At 46.3% G+C, this 18,512-nt stretch carries 15 protein-coding genes; 10 read left to right on the top strand and 5 right to left on the bottom strand.

Features of this window, described 5'->3' with window-relative positions:
• Positions 1 to 21: 21 nt before the first annotated feature.
• Genes AC2T0J_RS10335 through AC2T0J_RS10345 form a run of 3 tightly spaced genes read left to right on the top strand, consistent with a single transcriptional unit; the run spans position 22 to position 2,317 of the window.
• Positions 22 to 1,578, top strand: coding sequence for an FAD-binding oxidoreductase (locus AC2T0J_RS10335; RefSeq protein WP_489810050.1), 1,557 nt, complete (start codon positions 22 to 24; stop codon positions 1,576 to 1,578).
• The gene (locus AC2T0J_RS10340) at positions 1,575 to 1,925 is read left to right on the top strand and encodes a c-type cytochrome (RefSeq protein ID WP_489810051.1); all 351 of its coding nucleotides are present in this window, start codon (positions 1,575 to 1,577) and stop codon (positions 1,923 to 1,925) included. The genes AC2T0J_RS10335 and AC2T0J_RS10340 overlap by 4 nt, the downstream gene beginning before the upstream one ends.
• Entirely contained in the window at positions 1,922 to 2,317 is a 396-nt protein-coding gene (locus AC2T0J_RS10345) for a hypothetical protein (protein ID WP_489810052.1), read from the top strand. Before AC2T0J_RS10340 ends, AC2T0J_RS10345 begins: the two co-directional genes overlap by 4 nt.
• A gap of 20 nt (positions 2,318 to 2,337) precedes the next feature.
• Here the strand turns inward: AC2T0J_RS10345 and AC2T0J_RS10350 are convergent, their stop codons facing one another.
• Together AC2T0J_RS10350 and AC2T0J_RS10355 are read right to left on the bottom strand one after the other, a co-directional pair.
• Positions 2,338 to 3,069: an IclR family transcriptional regulator gene (locus tag AC2T0J_RS10350; protein WP_489810053.1), complete on the bottom strand. Its 732-nt coding sequence runs from the start codon at positions 3,067 to 3,069 to the stop codon at positions 2,338 to 2,340.
• 245 nt (positions 3,070 to 3,314) lie between these two features.
• Positions 3,315 to 5,699, bottom strand: a complete 2,385-nt coding sequence (locus tag AC2T0J_RS10355) for a TonB-dependent receptor (protein WP_489810054.1) — start codon at positions 5,697 to 5,699, stop codon at positions 3,315 to 3,317.
• A 502-nt stretch (positions 5,700 to 6,201) separates the two neighbouring features.
• Between AC2T0J_RS10355 and AC2T0J_RS10360 the strand changes: the two genes are divergently transcribed.
• From AC2T0J_RS10360 to AC2T0J_RS10370, 3 genes are read left to right on the top strand one after another with little or no spacing between them, the layout of a single operon-like run.
• Positions 6,202 to 8,292, top strand: coding sequence for a PQQ-dependent dehydrogenase, methanol/ethanol family (locus AC2T0J_RS10360; protein WP_489810055.1), 2,091 nt, complete (start codon positions 6,202 to 6,204; stop codon positions 8,290 to 8,292).
• Between the two features lie 24 nt (positions 8,293 to 8,316).
• A complete protein-coding gene (locus AC2T0J_RS10365) occupies positions 8,317 to 8,805 on the top strand; it encodes a (2Fe-2S)-binding protein (RefSeq protein ID WP_489810056.1) in 489 nt (162 codons plus the stop codon).
• A gap of 3 nt (positions 8,806 to 8,808) precedes the next feature.
• Entirely contained in the window at positions 8,809 to 11,103 is a 2,295-nt protein-coding gene (locus tag AC2T0J_RS10370) for a xanthine dehydrogenase family protein molybdopterin-binding subunit (RefSeq protein WP_489810057.1), read from the top strand.
• Positions 11,104 to 11,340: 237 nt separating this feature from the next.
• Here the strand turns inward: AC2T0J_RS10370 and AC2T0J_RS10375 are convergent, their stop codons facing one another.
• Positions 11,341 to 12,210: an alpha/beta fold hydrolase gene (locus AC2T0J_RS10375; protein ID WP_489810058.1), complete on the bottom strand. Its 870-nt coding sequence runs from the start codon at positions 12,208 to 12,210 to the stop codon at positions 11,341 to 11,343.
• Positions 12,211 to 12,453: 243 nt separating this feature from the next.
• On the opposite strand from AC2T0J_RS10375, the gene AC2T0J_RS10380 reads away from it, so the two are divergent.
• Genes AC2T0J_RS10380 through AC2T0J_RS10390 form a run of 3 tightly spaced genes read left to right on the top strand, consistent with a single transcriptional unit; the run spans position 12,454 to position 15,298 of the window.
• Complete coding sequence (locus AC2T0J_RS10380) at positions 12,454 to 13,482, top strand: TRAP transporter substrate-binding protein (protein WP_489810059.1); 1,029 nt, start codon at positions 12,454 to 12,456, stop codon at positions 13,480 to 13,482.
• Positions 13,483 to 13,529: 47 nt separating this feature from the next.
• Complete coding sequence (locus tag AC2T0J_RS10385) at positions 13,530 to 14,015, top strand: TRAP transporter small permease (RefSeq protein WP_489810060.1); 486 nt, start codon at positions 13,530 to 13,532, stop codon at positions 14,013 to 14,015.
• A complete protein-coding gene (locus AC2T0J_RS10390; protein WP_489810061.1) occupies positions 14,012 to 15,298 on the top strand; it encodes a TRAP transporter large permease in 1,287 nt (428 codons plus the stop codon). Before AC2T0J_RS10385 ends, AC2T0J_RS10390 begins: the two co-directional genes overlap by 4 nt.
• 61 nt (positions 15,299 to 15,359) lie before the next feature.
• Here AC2T0J_RS10390 and AC2T0J_RS10395 read toward each other — a convergent pair whose 3' ends face one another.
• Entirely contained in the window at positions 15,360 to 15,935 is a 576-nt protein-coding gene (locus AC2T0J_RS10395) for a TetR/AcrR family transcriptional regulator (protein WP_489810062.1), read from the bottom strand.
• Positions 15,936 to 16,213: 278 nt separating this feature from the next.
• On the opposite strand from AC2T0J_RS10395, the gene AC2T0J_RS10400 reads away from it, so the two are divergent.
• Positions 16,214 to 17,548, top strand: coding sequence for a DcaP family trimeric outer membrane transporter (locus AC2T0J_RS10400; RefSeq protein ID WP_489810063.1), 1,335 nt, complete (start codon positions 16,214 to 16,216; stop codon positions 17,546 to 17,548).
• Positions 17,549 to 17,618: 70 nt separating this feature from the next.
• Here AC2T0J_RS10400 and AC2T0J_RS10405 read toward each other — a convergent pair whose 3' ends face one another.
• Positions 17,619 to 18,293, bottom strand: coding sequence for a dienelactone hydrolase family protein (locus AC2T0J_RS10405; RefSeq protein ID WP_489810064.1), 675 nt, complete (start codon positions 18,291 to 18,293; stop codon positions 17,619 to 17,621).
• Between the last annotated feature and the right edge of the window lie 219 nt (positions 18,294 to 18,512).

Genomic DNA, 18,512 nt, shown 5'->3' on the forward strand with positions numbered 1-18,512 from the left:
GTCGCTTAGTGCGGAGAAATTATGAAAAGAATATTGCCTAACGGGGTCAGTGCAACCCGGTTTGACTCAGCCATGCAGGAATTTGCAGGCGTAGTTGGACAAGAATGGGTACTCAATACCGATCAGGACAGAGATCACTATCAGGACTTTTTTGCTATCCATCCGGAAGAACATCATCCGGCGGGTGCGGTGGCGCCCGTAACCACGGAAGAAGTTCAGGAGGTGGTAAAAATTGCCAACCGCTACCAGATCCCGCTATGGGTGACCAGCCGCGGTAAGAATTTTGGTTATGGCAGCGCCGCGCCGGTAGTGGAGGGCTCCTTGGTATTAGATCTCACCCGCATGAAAAAGATCGACATTGACGAGGAGAACGGTACCGTCATCGTTGAGCCGGGCGTGAGTTTTTACGACCTGTACTCATTTATCCAGGAACGCAACCTGCCATATTGGTTATCGGTGCCGGGGAATAGCTGGGGCTCGGTCCTGGGCAATGCGCTGGAGAGAGGGGTGGGCTATACCCCCTATGGCGATCATGCGGCCAGGATTCACGGGATGCAGGTAGTCTTACCCGATGGCGATCTTGTGCGTACCGGCATGGGCGCAATGAACAATTCAAAACTATGGCAATTACATCCCCATGGTTTTGGGCCTAACTGGGATGCGGTATTTGTGCAGTCTAACTTCGGTATCGTTACGCAAATGGGCTTATGGTTAATGCCTGAGCCAGAATCGGTGATTACTTTGGATCTCGATCTGCAGGAACCGGATGATCTTGGCTGGGTGATTGATGCGCTGGCACCTTTTCGTCGCGAGGGCTTAATCAACCAGTCTCCGACTATCGGTAACTGGCTGAGGGCGATTGCTGGTAGAACAGTTCGTAGTGACTGGTATGACAAACCAGAGCCATTTCCGCCTGAAATCGTGAAGAAAGTAATGGAAACCCGCAATATAGGCTGGTGGGGCATTGGCGTGAACTTTTACGGCCGCTCGTCGGTGGCCAGCCCTGCTGCTGATATTGTTAAAGCCGCGTTAGACAAGGTAAGTCCTTATAAAGTTGAACGAAAAGTCTGGCAAAAAGGCGACAAGCGCCCGCCATTTCCGCCATTTGGTGTGCCCTATGCGCTGGCTCTAAAAAATGCCGGATGGTATGGCGGCAGAGGCGGGCATGTATCTTTCTCACCGGTATTGCCACAATCAGGTAAAGCGGCGCTTGAGTTATTCCACCAGAACTGGAAACGCTTTGACGAATTTGGCTTTGACTTCCATCCTGCGTTTAACCTGGGGGAGCGGCATTTAACCAATATTAATCAAATCCTGTTTGATCGGGATGATCCGGATATGCGTCGCCGCGCCGATGAACTGTTCAGGGCCATGGTAAAAGATGCCCATCAGTTGGGATATGGCGAATACCGGGCGCATATTTCTTATATGGATTTAATTGCTGATACCTTCGATTTTAATGGCCATGCGATGCAGCGACTGAATCAAAAGGTAAAATCGGCTTTGGATCCCAATGGCATTTTGTCGCCGGGTAAAAACGGCATTTGGCCGGGCAAAGCAGCAGGAGACAACGCATGAACCGCCAACTTATCAGCCTATTACTGGGTTTGTCTTGTGCTTCGTTTACTGCCACAGCTAATCAAACCCAGGTGTCGGTTAGCCGTGACAGCGGTAAAGCGTTGTTCGAAGAAAAATGTGCCATGTGTCATCGTTTCCTCGGTATGGGTACACGTAAGCTAGCGGAAAATTATCAGGTAGCACCAGAAGAGGCCTGGCTGGAACGGCGAGAGAACCTCCCCGCGGCTTATACCGAGTATGTAGTGCGTAACGGGAAAGGTATCATGTTTTCTTTAAGCCGTGCCGAAGTCAGCGATGAGCAGCTTAAACAAATAGCCCGGTATCTTGCTAAGGAGACTGAAGAATGAATCGCCGCAAGTTTCTGCAATTAAGCACTTCGGGGTCGTTGTTGCTCGCCGGTTTTCCTGTGTTTAGCTCGGAGTTTGCAAGTAATAACGAGAAAAGTACTTTTATGCTGGTATCAGAAGAGCTTGTTGCACCCTTAAAGCGGGCCTGGCCGTTAACATCAACTTCGGCTCAGTGGCTTGAAATACAGAGTGATCCTATTCTCCAATTCGCTGGGCTTGAGCAAACGTTATTAACAGAGAACGTCATTGTGGGTGTTTCGACCTGGATGGATTACATTGTCATGAGTGGCTTATTTCGTGAGCAAGGGCTCAGGGTAAATATGATCAAAGAACAGCTAATTACGGATAAACGCAATAACTCTATTAAAGCGTATCACTGGGTAGTTGTCTGACACTACCCAGATCGTTTTATTTAATTATCCAATTCACTAAATAGCCTGAATACCGAATTAGAAGCGCCCATTCGTAACGACAAGTTAATGGCTTCCTGAGTCAGTATTTGGGCTATTTCATTAGCTTTTTCTTCAGTAAAACGAAACAGCGGTCCGGTAACGGCTATCGCACCCAGCAGTTGGTGCTGGTGATCGATTATCGGTGCAGCAACCCCGGCAACTTCAGGATTCCTCTCGCCAAATGAGAACTGACAAAACGTCGCCGGGTCAAAGGGCTCACCATTATAGGTTGAGAAAAACTGTAACGATTTAGCCGAAGCGCCCCCCTCTGTAATTAATGAAGTGTCGCCAACTTTAAGATAATCCCGAATACGGTGATTTGTGTCACTACGAAACCTAATGACCTGGTAATCACCATCACGAACATAAAGTGAAGCACTTTCTTTGGTTATATCTGAAATAGTGTCGAGCGTTGGCTGAATAAATTCTGACAGTCGAAATGAGTCCAGGTATAGCTGGCCCAAAGCCGAAACGATGGGGCCTAGTTTGTAACGTCCATCAGGTATCTGGCGGATATAGCCAAATTCTTCAAGTGAATTCACTAGTCTAAGTATCGTGCTTTTGTATAAGCCAGTATGGGCAGCAAGAGCAGCTAGCGATAAGGCCCCTGCTTTACTGTCATTAAAAGCTTTGAGTATCGTTAGCGCGCGGTCAACTGCTGCAACACCATTGTTACTTTTATTATTAGGCATAGACTATCCATTCCGTGTTTAAGTTGGGTATATTAAATTAGCTTTGCAAGGCTTTCAATCTTATCTATACGGCTAATTAACGTATTGATTGCTAGTTGAATAAAAAAGCCCACTTATAGTTCAGTGGGCTTACTTAGTGTTTTGACGCATCAAAAATAAGCAAAAAAGTTATTGTTTTTATAGAGGTTTAGCAGAAAATCGATGACAAGGTCAATTCTCGGCAACCAAAAACAATCAACTACCTATTAATCAAAACGCTTGTTGAATATCAGCGATGCCGTTCTGGGGCGCGCTGGTGTCGCTAACACCGCACCTGCTGCTGCAAAGGCAAAGGAGGTTAGATCATAATATTCATCGGTAAGATTGGTGATAGCCAAAGCGATTGAAATATCATCGTCGGCATTTTTCCAGGTCAATTTTGCATTAGTTACTGTATATGATTCTATCAGACTGCCTGGTACGTTGGACAGTATGGTATAGATTTCATCCTGGTAAGACGCATCGACTCGCAAAGACACTAATCCGTTTTCCTCAAGCTCCCAAAAATACTGACCACCAATACTCCATTTGAGTTCCGGCATAAAAGGAGCTACCACATCAGGTGATATTGCGCCTGCATAATCAGGGTTAATGGTTTGAATTTCAAAATCGGTATAGCTAGCTGAGGCATCGATAGTAAATGAATCGGTTACATCAGCGGTCAGCTCTGCTTCAGCCCCGATAATTTCTACATCACCAATGTTCACGAACATTGCGCATGGCGATCCACTAAATGGTGTGCCGTCGGCATTGTCAGGGCCAAACCCTGGGCAACTCTGAAGTGATACCTGATAGTTTTCGTAATCGTTGAAATAGGTAGAAGCATTCAATCTTACGCGGCGATCAAATAAATCACTCTTGAAGCCGACTTCATAGACGGTGGATGTTTCACTTTCAAAGGACTGTACCTGTTCAGCAAAAAAAGCTCTTGGATTAATACCGCCGCCTTTATAACCTGTAGCAACCGTTGCATAAGTCATAAACTCATTATTCCAGCGTTTACTTAAACTGAGTCGGTAGTCCAGTTCATCAGCAGTATAGATACCAATTTCGCCGTCAGCGGCACCCAATCCAGGTACATCGGGTAATCCGTCATCCGGGTTTGCCGGATTGGCTCGATAAATTTCGATTTGTTTATCTTCTGACGTATAACGCAAACCTGCAGTTAAATTAATGGTGTCGGAAACATCCCACATTAAGGTACCAAAAACTGCCTGGGTTTCCATATCAACCGGATCGCGCTCCAGGAACTGTCCCGGGAACGGCGGAATATAACGTAAATCTACGTTACCCAGATTAAGCGTGGTTTGATCAGAGTAATAAACTCCAACTGTTGATTGTAAATTGTCGCTTAACTCATTATTCAGGCGTACTTCCTGGCTAAAAAAGTCGTGCTCCATGCCCCGGGTCTCGGCCTGCACATTGGCTGGCGATAAATCTCCATCTTTGCTTGAACGTGTAGAAAACTCGCGATAGGCAGTGATAGACGTCAGATAGGCTGTATCCGACAATGTATAGTCGACTTTTAGTGAGTAAGAATCGCTGTCAAATGTCGTATCTTCGTGCCCGCCGTTTGGCGCCAAAACGCGACCATCAAAGGTGCCGCCAACCCAGGTGCCACCTTCTGTGCCTGGCGCTGAGTAGTTACAAAAATCGCCGCAAATAAAGCGTTCATCAAAAGGAATGTTGGTACCCGATGGATAGACATTCGGTAAGTCCAGGTTACCGGCACGTAATACTTCACCGATACGACTTTGGTTTTGACGAACAAAGTCAGCACTAAAAACCATGTCTAACTGACGGTTAGGTGCATAGCGTAGCATTACCCGTCCAGCACTGTAACCCACACCGCCGTGTTGATCGCGAACGCAATCACCACCGGCTGGTACGTAAGCTTTTATGCCGCTATCAGGAAATGCACAGCCATAATCGATAACGTCAACATAGCCATCCTGAGATCGGCTAACTCCGCTTATCCGCATAAACAGATCATCAGCCAACGCAAAATCACCACTGCCGCGAATACCCAGCAGGTTATCTTCACCCATGGTCAGCTCAAAGTAACCAATGTCGTCGCCCTGCGGCTTTTTGGTGAACATCTTAATGGCACCACCAATAGAGTTTCGGCCGGTTAACGTGCCTTGAGGACCACGCAGGATCTCAATACGTTCAAGGTCGACCAGTTCCAGCATAGCACCGGTAAGTGTAGGGAAATACACATCGTCGACGTAAATACCGACACCTGGCTCCAGTGCAGGGTTAAAGTCGTTCTGACCAATCCCGCGAATATTTGCCGCCATGGCCGGACCGCCACCTGCATGAGTAGGGGCAAGGGTAACACTGGGTGCTTGCTTGGCAATGTCGGCGATATTAGTTTGGTTACGTTCATCAAGTAATTCTGCGCTAACAGCAGTAATTGCTATAGGGACATCCTGAACAGGTTGTTCTCTGAATTGGGTAGTAACAACTATCGACTCTATGGCCTTTTGTTCTTTTTTCTCACTGTCCTGAGCCACTGCCTGATAAATTGGACTCAATGCCATAGTGATGGCACTCAATGCAAAAAAGCATTGTTTACTGGTGGTTTTCATCTTGTTTTGTCCCATGTCATTCTAAGATCATAGTTTATGCACTGTTGACGACAATATTTTACTAAAAGGAATGCCGTTCTATTTTTAATGTTTGCAGCTTTATTTTACGCTGTCAATACAATATTTACAGTCTCTTAACAAATGGGCTGGTGGTTAGGTGTTTGTGTTAGTTTGGTCTCTGCTCATTTAAATGAAGTGTACCTTTAATAGTTTTTATAAATTAATGGTTTAACTTTTATTTCTACAAGTTTTAAAGAGTTTCAGATGCCGCCGTTGAACTAAATTATTCTACCTGTTGGCTTCTTATTGTTGGTAAATACGTCATATAAGAATTGTGAATGGCGGAACATCCACCGGTTTTTATCCGCATAAATTGGCTATATAAAAATATAGAACGTCGTTCTTAAATGTGTTAAAACTCTAAGTATTGTTTGTGAAGTAAATGTAACGACTTGTTGTTTCACCAAAAAAAGAATCATTATTGAGGAGTCCGGGGATAATCATGAGGCTAATTCTAAAAGTGATGGTGTTTGGGTTACTAGCTGTAGCAGCTGAGACCTTAGCACTTGTAAATGAAAAGGCGGACAATACGTCAATTACACCACAGCGTTTGTATACAGCAGATAAAGAAAGCGAGCAGTGGCTGGCAATTGGCAGAGATTACAAAGAGCAATTCTATAGTCCTTTGAATCAAATTAATGCAAACAACGTTGATGAGTTAGGCCTGGCATGGACTTTTGATCTGGACACCAACCGGGGGCAGCAAGCGGCGCCACTGATAGCCGATGGTAAGATGTATTTCTCTACAGCGTGGAGCAAAGTTAAAGCGCTCGATGCACTAACCGGCGAGCTCATATGGGAATATGATCCCCAAGTCGATCCGGTTAAAGCCACCCAAGCCTGCTGTGACGCAGTTAACCGGGGTATTGCCTTATGGCAGGACCGGCTTTTTGTTGCCACCCTTGATGGACGACTTGTGGCGTTATCACTGGCTAGCGGCGAACCCCTTTGGGATGTAAACACCATCCCGGAAAATTCACTTTATACCAGTACTGGTGCGCCCAGGGTCGCCAAAGGGATGGTATTTATCGGCAATGGCGGGGCGGAGTATGGAGCGCGGGGATATGTGACTGCCTACGATGCTGACAGTGGTAAACAACTCTGGCGTTTTTATACCGTGCCTGGCGATCCCGCTAAGCCCCAGGAGAATCCTGTACTCGAAGAAATTAAACATACATGGAATGGTGAATGGTGGAAACTCGGTGGGGGCGGCACTGTATGGGATGCGATTGTCTATGATGCGGAATTGGATCAACTGTATATCGGTGTGGGTAACGGCGGGCCTCATAACCCGGTAGTGAGAAGCCCTGGCGGTGGTGATAACCTCTTTGTCGGCTCCATTGTGGCTTTAAACCCGGATACGGGGAAATACTTATGGCATTTTCAGGCCACACCTGGCGACGCCTGGGACTTTACCTCAACACAACCTATCATTCTTGCTGATCTTAAAATTAACGGACAATTGCGTAAAGTGCTGATGCAGGCCCCCAAGAATGGCTTTTTTTACGTGCTCGACAGAAAAACCGGTGAGTTTATATCAGGCGAAGCCTATGCCGAGGTAAATTGGGCCAAAGGGTTAGATAGCAACGGGCGTCCCATCCTCAACCCTGAAGCGTTGTATTATAAAACCGGTAAACCCTATTTAACCCGGCCAGGTCCTGCTGGGGCACATAGCTGGCAGCCGATGGCGTTTAATCCGGATACCGGGCTGGTCTATATCCCGGTGATGGAATCGCCTTTTATCAGCATGGGCACCTATCAGATGGAAGGTGGCACTCACGCTAAAGTGCTTGAACCAGAAAGAGATGATCCAGAACTGGCTAAAACGCTGGCAACCATGCGACAAACCATTAAGACGGATTTAGACGGTTATTTGCTGGCGTGGGATCCGGTTAATCAGCAAGCCAGGTGGCGGGCACAACGCGCCAAAGCGTTTAATGGTGGCGTGATGACAACGGCTGGAAACCTCGTATTTCAGGGCGATGCCAATGGTGAGTTCGCTGCTTATCACGCAGAGACGGGGGAGTTACTCTGGCAGTATGACACCTATGGCGGCATTATTGCTGCGCCTTCGAGCTTTAGTATTAACGGTGAACAGTACATCAGTGTGATTCAGGGTTGGGGTGGTGGTTTTGCGCTGCTGGCCGGTGATCTTGCGCAACTTTCTGGCCCTAAACGTAATATTAGCCGGGTGCTGACGTTTAAATTAGGCGGCAAAGAAAGCTTGTCCAAACCATCACCGGTAACCCATATTGCGCCTCCGCCTGCTGAGGGCAGCGCAGACTCGGTTAATCTTGGCAAATTACTCTATGCTAAAAATTGTCGTCGCTGTCATGGTTCTAATGTTATATCCGGCGGCACGGTACCGGATTTACGCCGTAGTCCGATGCTGCATTCTTTGGCCGGATTCGAAGCGGTTGTAACAGGAGCGCTGCTGCCTCGTGGGATGCCTTCCTTTAAAGCACAGTTTTCTAAAAACGACATTGTGGCTTTGCGCCAGTACATACTGACTGAAGCAAATCGTGCTGACTGATAACCCTGACGTAGGAATAAGCTTATGACAGATATAACACTAACGGTAAATAATCAGAAGGTGACGGTCAGCGATGTTTTGCCTGATACGCCATTGCTTTGGGTGTTGCGCGATCATTTAAAGATGCCCGGCACCAAATACGGATGTGGTGCAGGCCAGTGCGGAGCTTGTACCGTTCACCTGAATGACCAGCCCGTCCGTTCATGCCTGTTACCTGTGAGCGCGATAGGCAATGCCAGAATTACCACCATCGAAGGTATTGCCAATGGTGAAGTGTTGCACGCTTTGCAGCAAGTTTGGATAGATCTCGACGTGCCGCAGTGTGGCTATTGTCAGGCGGGCCAAATTATGTCAGCGGTGGCGTTGTTGGAAAAAACACCATCGCCAACGGATGAAGATATCGACGCCGCGATGTCTGGTAACCTGTGTCGCTGTGCCACCTATGTGCGTATTCGCAAGGCCATTCATGTCGCCGCCGCTACCATAAAAAACGCGCAAACGCCGGAGGTGTAGAGTATGAAAAGTCACAAAACTTCGGCCCTAGCCGATGATGAGCGGCTGCATCAGGCGATTTATCAGCAGATGCTCAATAACAGTAACGCCCAGGCGATCAATCGCCGCCAATTTTTAAAATTAGCGGGTTTGGCCGGTGGTGGGTTTGCTATTGCCATAGTGTGCCCGCCCAAAGCCCTTGCAGCGGGGCGGATGGCCGATTTAAACGCCAGTGCCGTAAGCACAGAGCTCAGTGCATTTGTGCACATAAGAGAGGACGGAAAAATTGTGATACTGGCCAAAAATCCGGAAATAGGCCAGGGAGTTAAAACATCTTTACCCATGATTGTAGCCGAAGAACTGGAGGCAGACTGGGACGATGTTATTGTTCGTCAGTCGCCAGTGGATAGTGCAAAGTTTGGCATGCATCTGGCGGGCGGATCACTTTCGGTAAGTATGAACTGGGAACGGTTGCGTCGTGCTGGTGCCATGGCCCGAACATTATTGGTGAGCGCTGCGGCCAGCAAGTGGTCGGTGCCGGAAACCGAATGTGAAGCCCGACTCAGCGAGGTAAAGCATTTGCCAACGGGCAGAAAAATAACGTTTGGAGAGTTAGCTAAAGAGGCGGCTAACTTACCTTTGCCTGATGCAAAGTCGCTAACACTTAAACCGTCTAGTGAGTTTCGGTTATTGGGTAAGCGCATTAGTGGTGTAGATAACCCGGCCATAGTAACCGGTAAACCACTGTTTGGTATTGATGTGGATTTACCTGGATTAGTCTATGCGGCGTTTGTGAAGTGTCCGCGGGAAGGTGGCAAAGCTCTCAGTTTTAATCAATCTGAAATTCGCCAGCAGCCCGGTATTAATGATGCCTTTATTATACAAGCCGGTGGCGGACCAACCGCAGTTAAATCCGGTGTTGTGATTATAGGGCAGTCAACCTGGCATGTGTTCAGAGCTCGTCGGATGCTTACTATTCAGTGGGATTACAGTGAGGCTTCGTCAGACAGTTGGTCACAACTGGTTACTCAGGCTAACACTATTGCAAAGCAGGAGCCTCAGCATATTTATTATACGGCTGGCGAGCCTGCTGCCTCTTTGGCGCAGGCCAATACAACGGTTAACTCATTTTATACCTTTGGATTTGTTGGGCATGCCAATTTGGAGCCGCAAAATTGCACAGCGGTGATGCATGAAAATGCTATCGAGTTCTGGGCGCCTACTCAGGCACCGGACTGGGGCATAAAGCAGGTCGCCGAGTTACTTGCACTGCCGCCAGAAAATATTAAGGTAAACCAGACCCGTGTAGGTGGCGGTTTTGGTCGGCGCCTGCTAAATGACTACATGTGTGAGGTAGCATTAATCGCTAAACGCGTCACTACACCGGTAAAACTGGTTTGGAGCAGGGAAGATGACTTCCAACACGATTTCTTTCGTCCTGCTGGCTTTAATGCAGTGCATGCTGGCCTGGATGAAAATGGAGAGTTGATTGGTTGGTCTAACCATTTGATTACGTTTACCCATGATGGCGAGAAGCCGGTGATGGGCGGTGGCTATTTGTTTCCCGATACGGCGCAGTATGAGTTTCCCTCGGCTGCGACCGGGCACTATCAGCATGGTTATTCGATGCTCCCGCTAAAGACCATGACCGGGGCCTGGCGAGCACCATTTACCAACACCTTTGCCTGGGTAACGCAATCGGTTTTGCATGAGTTATCAACGGCATCAGCTCAGGATCACCGCGACTTTTTGCTCCGCCTGTTAGGACAGCCGCGCTGGCTGGTAGAAGGTAATCAGAATCTGCTGCATACCGGCAGGGCAGCCGGGGTCATCAGGTTGGCTGCAAACAAAGCAGGTTGGGGACGCCAGGAAGAACCCGGACGTGCCTTGGGCTTAGCATTTCACTTTTGTCATGGCGGACATTTTGCCATTTGTGCTGATGTGAGTGTCGACGATAGTAAAAAAGTCACCATTCACCACATCACTTGTGTGGGTGATATTGGACCGATAGTTAACTTATCTGGTGCAGAACATCAATGTCAGGGCGCGGTGCTGGATGGGTTAAGTACCATGCTGGATGCAGAGATCCATATCGAAAACGGCACAGTGAAGGAACACAACTTTCACCAGTACCCGCTGTTACGCATCGGTCAGGTTCCGCCGGTTGAGGTGTTCTTTATCGAGGGGGATTATACCCCAAGTGGTGCAGGCGAACCGGCACTACCGCCGGTGGCACCGGCTATATGTAATGCCATCTATTCGGTAACCGGGGTACGGATAAACACCATGCCGATATCCCGGCAAGGTTTCCGACTGTAAGTTTTCCAATGAGATGATGGCTTCTGGTAAGGGAATGTAAGAAGCCATATTTTTCGTTGTATCAATTAGTTATCTCAGGGAAGATAATACGAGGTCTTTACTTGAATGGCGCATATATCCACCACTTTTTAGCAACGTCATAATGTCTCACAGCTGGGAATGAGGTTTCACACCTACGCTAGCCGGTACAAAAACATACCCTAAAGATCAACACGCTTTTGTTAAATGGTAAACATGTTAAGAGTGCGCTTCGTGAGATAAAAATTGTAGTAACAAGCTATTAAATCGCTGACGCTTTTCCCATTGCACCCAGTGCCCACAATGGTTAAATACATGTAGTTCGGCGTTGGGAATTGCAGCTACCAGGCGAAAGCCAATATCCAAAGGTACGAATTGATCTTCACGACCCCAGATCACTAGAGTCGGACACGCTATTTCTGGTAAGCGATGATTTACGTCAGGGAACTGAGCAGGGTAACGTGACTGAGAAAGAATAAAATTGTTCAGGTACTCAGGATATGCCTGAATGCTTGTTAATCTGGCTTGTAGCATGTCTTCGCTCAGTGCGTTGGGATCAAACACAAAAATATCCATCATCGCTTTTAGGTTTGCCATTGTAGGTTGGCGATATACCTTTTGCAGGCGCTTAATACCTTCTGCAGGTGTTGGCTGAAACAGAGATTTTCCGCCGGTCCCACCGCCCAGTAACACCAACTTATTCACCCTCTGCGGATAAGTCAGTGTAAATGCAACAGCGACATGACCACCCATTGAGTTTCCGACCAAACTCACGTTGTTGATGTTAAGCGCCTCTAATAATCCCATTAACACTGTTGCATTTAAGTCAGAGCGCGAGGTTTCGCAAATAATCGGAGAGCTTTTCCCCCATCCGGGGCAGTCCATTAGTATCACGCGATAGCCCGCATCTGTTAACGGCGCAATATTGCCATTAAAGTTGTCCCAGGCCGTGGTGCCGGGTCCTGAACCATGCAGCATTACAATGACCTTATCACCGCTACCACAATCGTGATAATGGATTCGGTAATCGGTACCCTCGATAGAAATTTCTAATTGATGACTACTTGTTGCCTGTTCGTGTAATGCCATGCTTTATCTCTTAGTTATTCAATTAAATATGTATTTTAATAAATACACAATAGTATCCTAAATGTTGTTTTTATTTTTATCTTAAAAGTGAGCGGGTAAGTTAATTCTTTATTATCAATGTTATATTGGTTAACTTTCGGTGAGTCAATCAGTTGATATGTATAATTTCTGTTAATTTTTATTGATCTGAAACATACAGTTGTGTATTTTTCATGAGGTCCTACAAAAACAAGGTGAACACTCATGAAAACTATAAACAAACTTTTGGTAGGCGGTGTGATGGCGAGTGCTCTTTTGTGTCACTCAGCAGCCAATGCGTTAACACTGCGATATAACCAATGGTTTCCTTCACAGCACTGGTCACAAAAAGACGGCTTGCACGACTTTTTTGACGAAATTGAAAAGGTCACTGATGGCAGAGTAAAAGTGCGTCCATCGGCCAAACCGCTGGCGCCACCAACCAAAAATTACCAGGCTGTGGTGAGCGGTATTGCTGATATTGCCTGGGGACCACACGGGTATACACCTGGCGCATTCCCGCTTACCGAAATGGTTGAGTTTCCTTTTGTAACCATAGATGCAGGTATTAGTTCCAAGGCTTACTGGCGTACTTATAAGAAGTTTTTTGAGCCTACCGGGATGCAAGATAACGTCGTCACTCTGGGTATGCATGTTACCTCTGGCGGTAACATTCATATGCGCGAAGACCCAATTATCACGCCTGCTGACTTTGCCGGTAAAAAACTACGTGTGCCTACAAACGTGTTAGGTGAAGCAATCAAAACCCTGGACGCAGTGCCCATTTCAGGTTCGCTTAATGAACTAAGGGAGTTTCTCTCTCGCGGCATTATTGACGGCACTATGCTATCGGATGAGTTGTTGTTCGGATTTAAAGTGGACAAGTACGTTAAGCAGGTTACGCAGGTACCTGGCGGTATTTTTACCAATAGCGCATTCATCATTATCAACAAAGATCAATGGGAACGGATCAGCGAAAGCGATCGTAATGCCATCATGGCAATTGCCGGCGAAAAACTGTCGGTAAAAATGGGTAGCCTTTGGCACAAGAACGATTTGGTAGCCCAGGAAAAACTCAGCAAGCGCTTAGGTGATGACTATCAGGTTGCCAGTGACGAGTTAATTCAGGCGATTGATAAAGCCTTTGAGCCGGGTCGTGAAGCATGGTTTGAAGCCGCTGCCAAAGCGGGTATCGACGGCCAAGCCGCCTGGAATTATTACAAAGAGCAGGTGAAAGAGCTAAGTGCGCAATAATGTATTAATGTCTCTTTCAAGCAGGTTAATGATAGGAACATTTCATTATGTCATTGCTTAAAATACTGGAAGCATTATGCAGCAAGATATCCAGTTATACATTGCTGCTCATGGCTGTTATCACATTTGCCGACGTTTTTGGACGGGTTGTTTTCAACTCGCCCTTAGGCTTCGCTTATGAATTGGTTGCTATTCTTCTTGCGGTTTCTTTTTATGCGGGGTTGTACCACGTAAACAAGAAGCGCAAACATATTCAGATTGATCTACTTGAAAAATATTTTCAGGGGCCACTGGGAACTTCTCTCAACTGGTTTTGCTACATCGTCGAAGTGACTTTTTTTGGTGCTCTGGTTGTCATGATGTATGAGCAAACAATGCTCTCAAAAGACTTTGGTGAAGTGTTTATGTTTCTCGGCGTCGAGAAATGGAAAGTTCTGATGTTCATTTTTGGGCTCGCTGTGATTGCGCTAATCAGCCTGATTGAAGCGTTTCCTGATGTCGTAAGTTTTAACAAAAGTGAAAGTCGCTCATGATTATGACCATCGCGTTTATTGTTTTAATGCTGCTGTTGTTCATCAGAGTACCCATCGCAGTTGCAACCGGTACAGTTGGCGTGTTCGGACTGGCTTACTTTCAGGGCTGGGGACCGGCGCTTAGTCAGTTAGGCATGATTGCCACCGAAACCGTACTGTCTTATGAGTTTGCAGTGATTCCGTTGTTTATCCTTATGGGGAATATTATCGCGCGCTCCGGCTTAGCCGAAGAGCTATATAATGCAACCCATGCTTTAGTCGGTCATTACCGCGGCGGTCTTGCTATTACTACCATTGGAGCCTCGGGTGGTTTTAGCACCTTTTGCGGTTCGAGTTTTGCTACCGCAGCAACCATGGCCAAAATAGCCTATCCATCGATGAAGAAATATGGCTACAGCGACGAGCTGGCAACAGGCTCAATAGCTGCTGGTGGCACACTGGGTATCTTAATTCCGCCGTCAATAGCGCTGGTTTTCTATGGCATCATTACCGAAACTGACATAGGTGCATTGTTTGTTGCTGGCGCAATCCCAGGTATTTTAGGTGTAGTGTTATACATCTGTGCGGTACTTGCCGTGGTTTATTTTGGCAAAAATAAAGCCAAAGGCAGTGAAGAATGCAGCTTTAAAGAGAAAGTCAAGGCGCTAAAAGAGCTGTGGGCATTCAGCTTGCTTGTCATTTTTGTTCTGGGTGGGATTTACATGGGATTGTTTTCGCCTACCGAAGCTGCTGGAGTTGGCTCTGTTGGCGCCATCCTTATAACGTTTATCCGTGGTAAGTTTTCCTTCAAAAGCTTGCTCGCAGCGTTAGATGATTCGGCGTCTACTACAGTGTCGTTGGTTGCTATCCTGATTGGCTCGCTGATCTTCGCCAACCTCGTCAATGTATCTGATTTGCCGTTTGAAATTGTTGATTGGATCGACAGTATGGAACTTAGTCTGATGGGGGTATTACTGGTTATTATCTTCATCTATTTTGTGCTAGGTGCCGTTCTTGAATCCATATCAATGCTATTACTCACTGTGCCTGTGTTCTTTCCGGTAGTCTATGGTCTTGGTATGGATCCGGTGTGGTTTGGTATTATCGTAGTGGTGGCGACTGAAATCAGTTTAATAACACCGCCGGTCGGTCTCAATGTGTTTGTGCTTAAATCCGTTCTCCCCGATGTTCAGCTCAAAACCATTTTCAAAGGCGTATTTCCGTTTGTGATCGCTGACCTGGTCCGGCTGGTTGTACTGCTATTGTTTCCGGGGTTATCGTTGTTTCTGGTTGAACATATGTAAAATAACCGGACGGCCAGTGCGTTGGACTAAATCTATACAATAAGGGCGCTTTTAAGCGCCCTTATTTTTTGGGTATCACATCCGTCAGTAAGGCGGTTATCCTTTCTCCCCGTTCCTTGGCCTCCTCTCCCTTGAGTTCCGCCGGTAGTAAGCTGGTCATTTGCATGTAAGAGTAAAAGAGGAAAGCTAAATCTGCCGCTTTTTGAGGAGAATGTCCCAATTGCACAAACAGATTCTGAATAAACGATGTGCGGTATTTATCAATCTCTTCCAACGTCATTCGTGCCATTTGATCCCTGCGCGCCCAACCTCGCAAGGCCAGCTCAGTGGATGCGGCATCAAACGCACGCTGACCTTTTAATGGCAACTCCGCCAGACTGAGCAGTTGCTCCTGAGGCGATGTAAACTTATGTTGTAAACTGGTGATGACTGACTCTGTTGCCCTTGCCCGCCATTTATCCAGCATTGCCTTTAACAGTTCTTCGCGACTGTTAAAGTGATAATAAAAACTTCCCCGGGTAATGCCCAGTTTTTTAGCGAGTTTGTCAATTCTGACATGATCTATCCCACCACCAGAAAGCAGGACATCGATTGCTGCATCGATCCAATCATCCCTGGTCAGGCGCTTCTTTGCCATTGGTTATCTATCTCTTGTTCTTTTATTTAACTTGCATGTTAACGGTATTGAGTCGTTTGTTTTCCCTTAAAGCACTTACTAAGTCCTTTATTTAAATAGGATACATAATATTTTAAAAAAAATATGTAAATTCTCCCAATTAGATATGTTTAAATATTGTTAAGTACACATGTGTATGTTAATTTTCTCTATGAGAAGTTGCTCTGATAACAATAAGATCAAGCTGTAGCAATAAAGTATTCTCACCTCTATACCCTATTATAAAAAGGTGAAAGCGTATGAAGCTAAAAATTAATAAATTGGTATGTGCACTCCCATTAATAGCTTTGAGTACATCTGTGTATTCTCAGTCTGAAGAAAAAATAGACGCATTGCAGGCGCAAATAGAGTCACTGCAACGTAGCCTCGAAAGTTTAAAGAAAGAGCAAAAAGGTATTAAAGACGACCAAAGACAAGCTCAGATAGAAATTGAAGCGGTTAAAGCCAAAAGCCTGCTACCAGAAGGCAGTCCAGGCTTACTGAACAAAGTAGGTGAGAAAGCGGGTGTGCGTATTAGTGGTTTTGTACATCTTGACGCCGGAGTCATCGAAGACGGTTCGGGTATTAATGACACTAACTTTAGTATTTATGCACCTGTACTTAATGGAACGGTGATAAATCGTGATAAACGTGACACCCTTGACATGTCGATTCGACGTAGTCGATTAAATTTTGATACGAATCATGCTGTTAACGAGAAAAGCCTGAAGACCCATATTGAGCTAGACATGATTGGCACAGGCGGAGACGAAGCCTTCACAAATGGTTATGATGCGCGAATTCGCCAAGCTTATGCTACTTATGATGGTTGGCTTATTGGTCAGTCATTTACCACCTTCTTAAATTTCGCATCATTGGGTGAAATTGCTAACTTTGGTCAACATGCAAATGCCTTATTTATCCGTCAGGTGATGGTCCGATATACCGGTCAGTTTGAAGGAGGGAGTTGGAGTGTGGCTGCTGAAAATCCATATGAAAACAAAGTGCTTACCATTTCAGGAAGTACCGCAGACACTAATAAAGATGACCAGGTAATGCCGGACTTAATTGGACGCGTTGATTTTAAGGGCGAGTGGGGAACAGCGAGTTTAGCTACCTTAATGCGTAAGTTTGTGTTGGATGATCCAGCCATAGGCGGCCAGGATGATTCAACCTGGGGAAGTGCAGTGAGTGCTGTAGCACGCTTCCCGGTATTCTCCGGCAGCATTGGTTTTCAGGTCAACTATGGTGCTCTGGGCCGTTATCTTGAACTCGGTCCTTATCCGGATGCTTATGTCGAAGATGGGGAAATTAAGCCATACATTACTGGCGGTATTTCAGCGATTTACAGCCACACCTGGCGTAAAGGCTTACGCTCGACTTTTGCTTATGCTATCACCGATTCTCAAGAAGATATTGACGTTACTCTGCCAACATCCATTGACAAGACCTCGTCAATTCAGGCTAACGTCTTCTGGGATCCGATGGAAAGGACTACACTCGGACTGGAATACGGGCTCTATGGTATAGAGCTGGCCAATGGCTTAAAGCAAAATGTTTACCGCTGGCAGGCAACAGCACAATTTAACTTTTAATCGTCAGGTTTAAGCTGGCTAAAGTGAGAGGACATCGGTAACCCACGATGTCCTTTTTCCTGGCTAAACGTTAGAGATATCGGTTTAAAAATGCAATGCTGCGGTCAAATGCCAGCCTGTGACAGGCGGGTTCAAACGACGCGCGTTCGTTGCAACTAAAGCCATGTTCGGCGTCATACTCGTAAATTTCACCGTCTGGTTGGTTGGCTCTAATTGTCGCGACATCGTCGGCCGGAATGAATTTATCCAGTTTGCCAAAGTGGTATTGAACCGGCACCTGAGGTTGCAGCTTGCTCAGACCTGCTATTTGTCCGCCATAATAAGCGACACTGGCGCTCACCGATAACTCACATGCACACTTAAAGGCCAGACTGCCACCCCAGCAATAACCAAGTGTTGCCACATTACCGTACTGTTTGACCAGTTCAATGGCTGCGGTAATATCCAGCAAGGTTTCCTTTGGATCCAACGAAGTCACGTACGCCACTCCTTTTTTTACATCAGTATAGGGCACCACTAAAGCAGGCTGAATGCGGTCAAACAAATGCGGAATAACCACGTTAAATCCAGCATCACAAAACGCTTTGGCCACTGAGTAAATGTTATTGGTGATGCCAAATACTTCCTGAAGAATGACCAGCGACCCCTTTGAGCTATTCGTGGCCAGTCTTAGTGATACGGTGAACGTATGACCATCAGAGGCGGTCAGGGAGCGGGTTTCAAACAACGACTTAACATTTTCCATAGAACTCTCTTTTAATAAATATTTAACGTTTGTGTTATTAAAATACCGGATTCTGTACGTTTAAATACATTACTGTATTTTTTTAATTGGAGTCAAAACCATATTAAGTTAGTTAACAAAAACAATAGGGAGCAGATTGTTTGCTGACAGTACCGGCTAAAACAGTGGCTGAAGACTAATGACAGGCAGAATAGCTGACAAAGGCAGACTGGCTTAACT

The sequence above is a fragment of the Alteromonas sp. ISO5 genome (genome assembly GCF_058105165.1).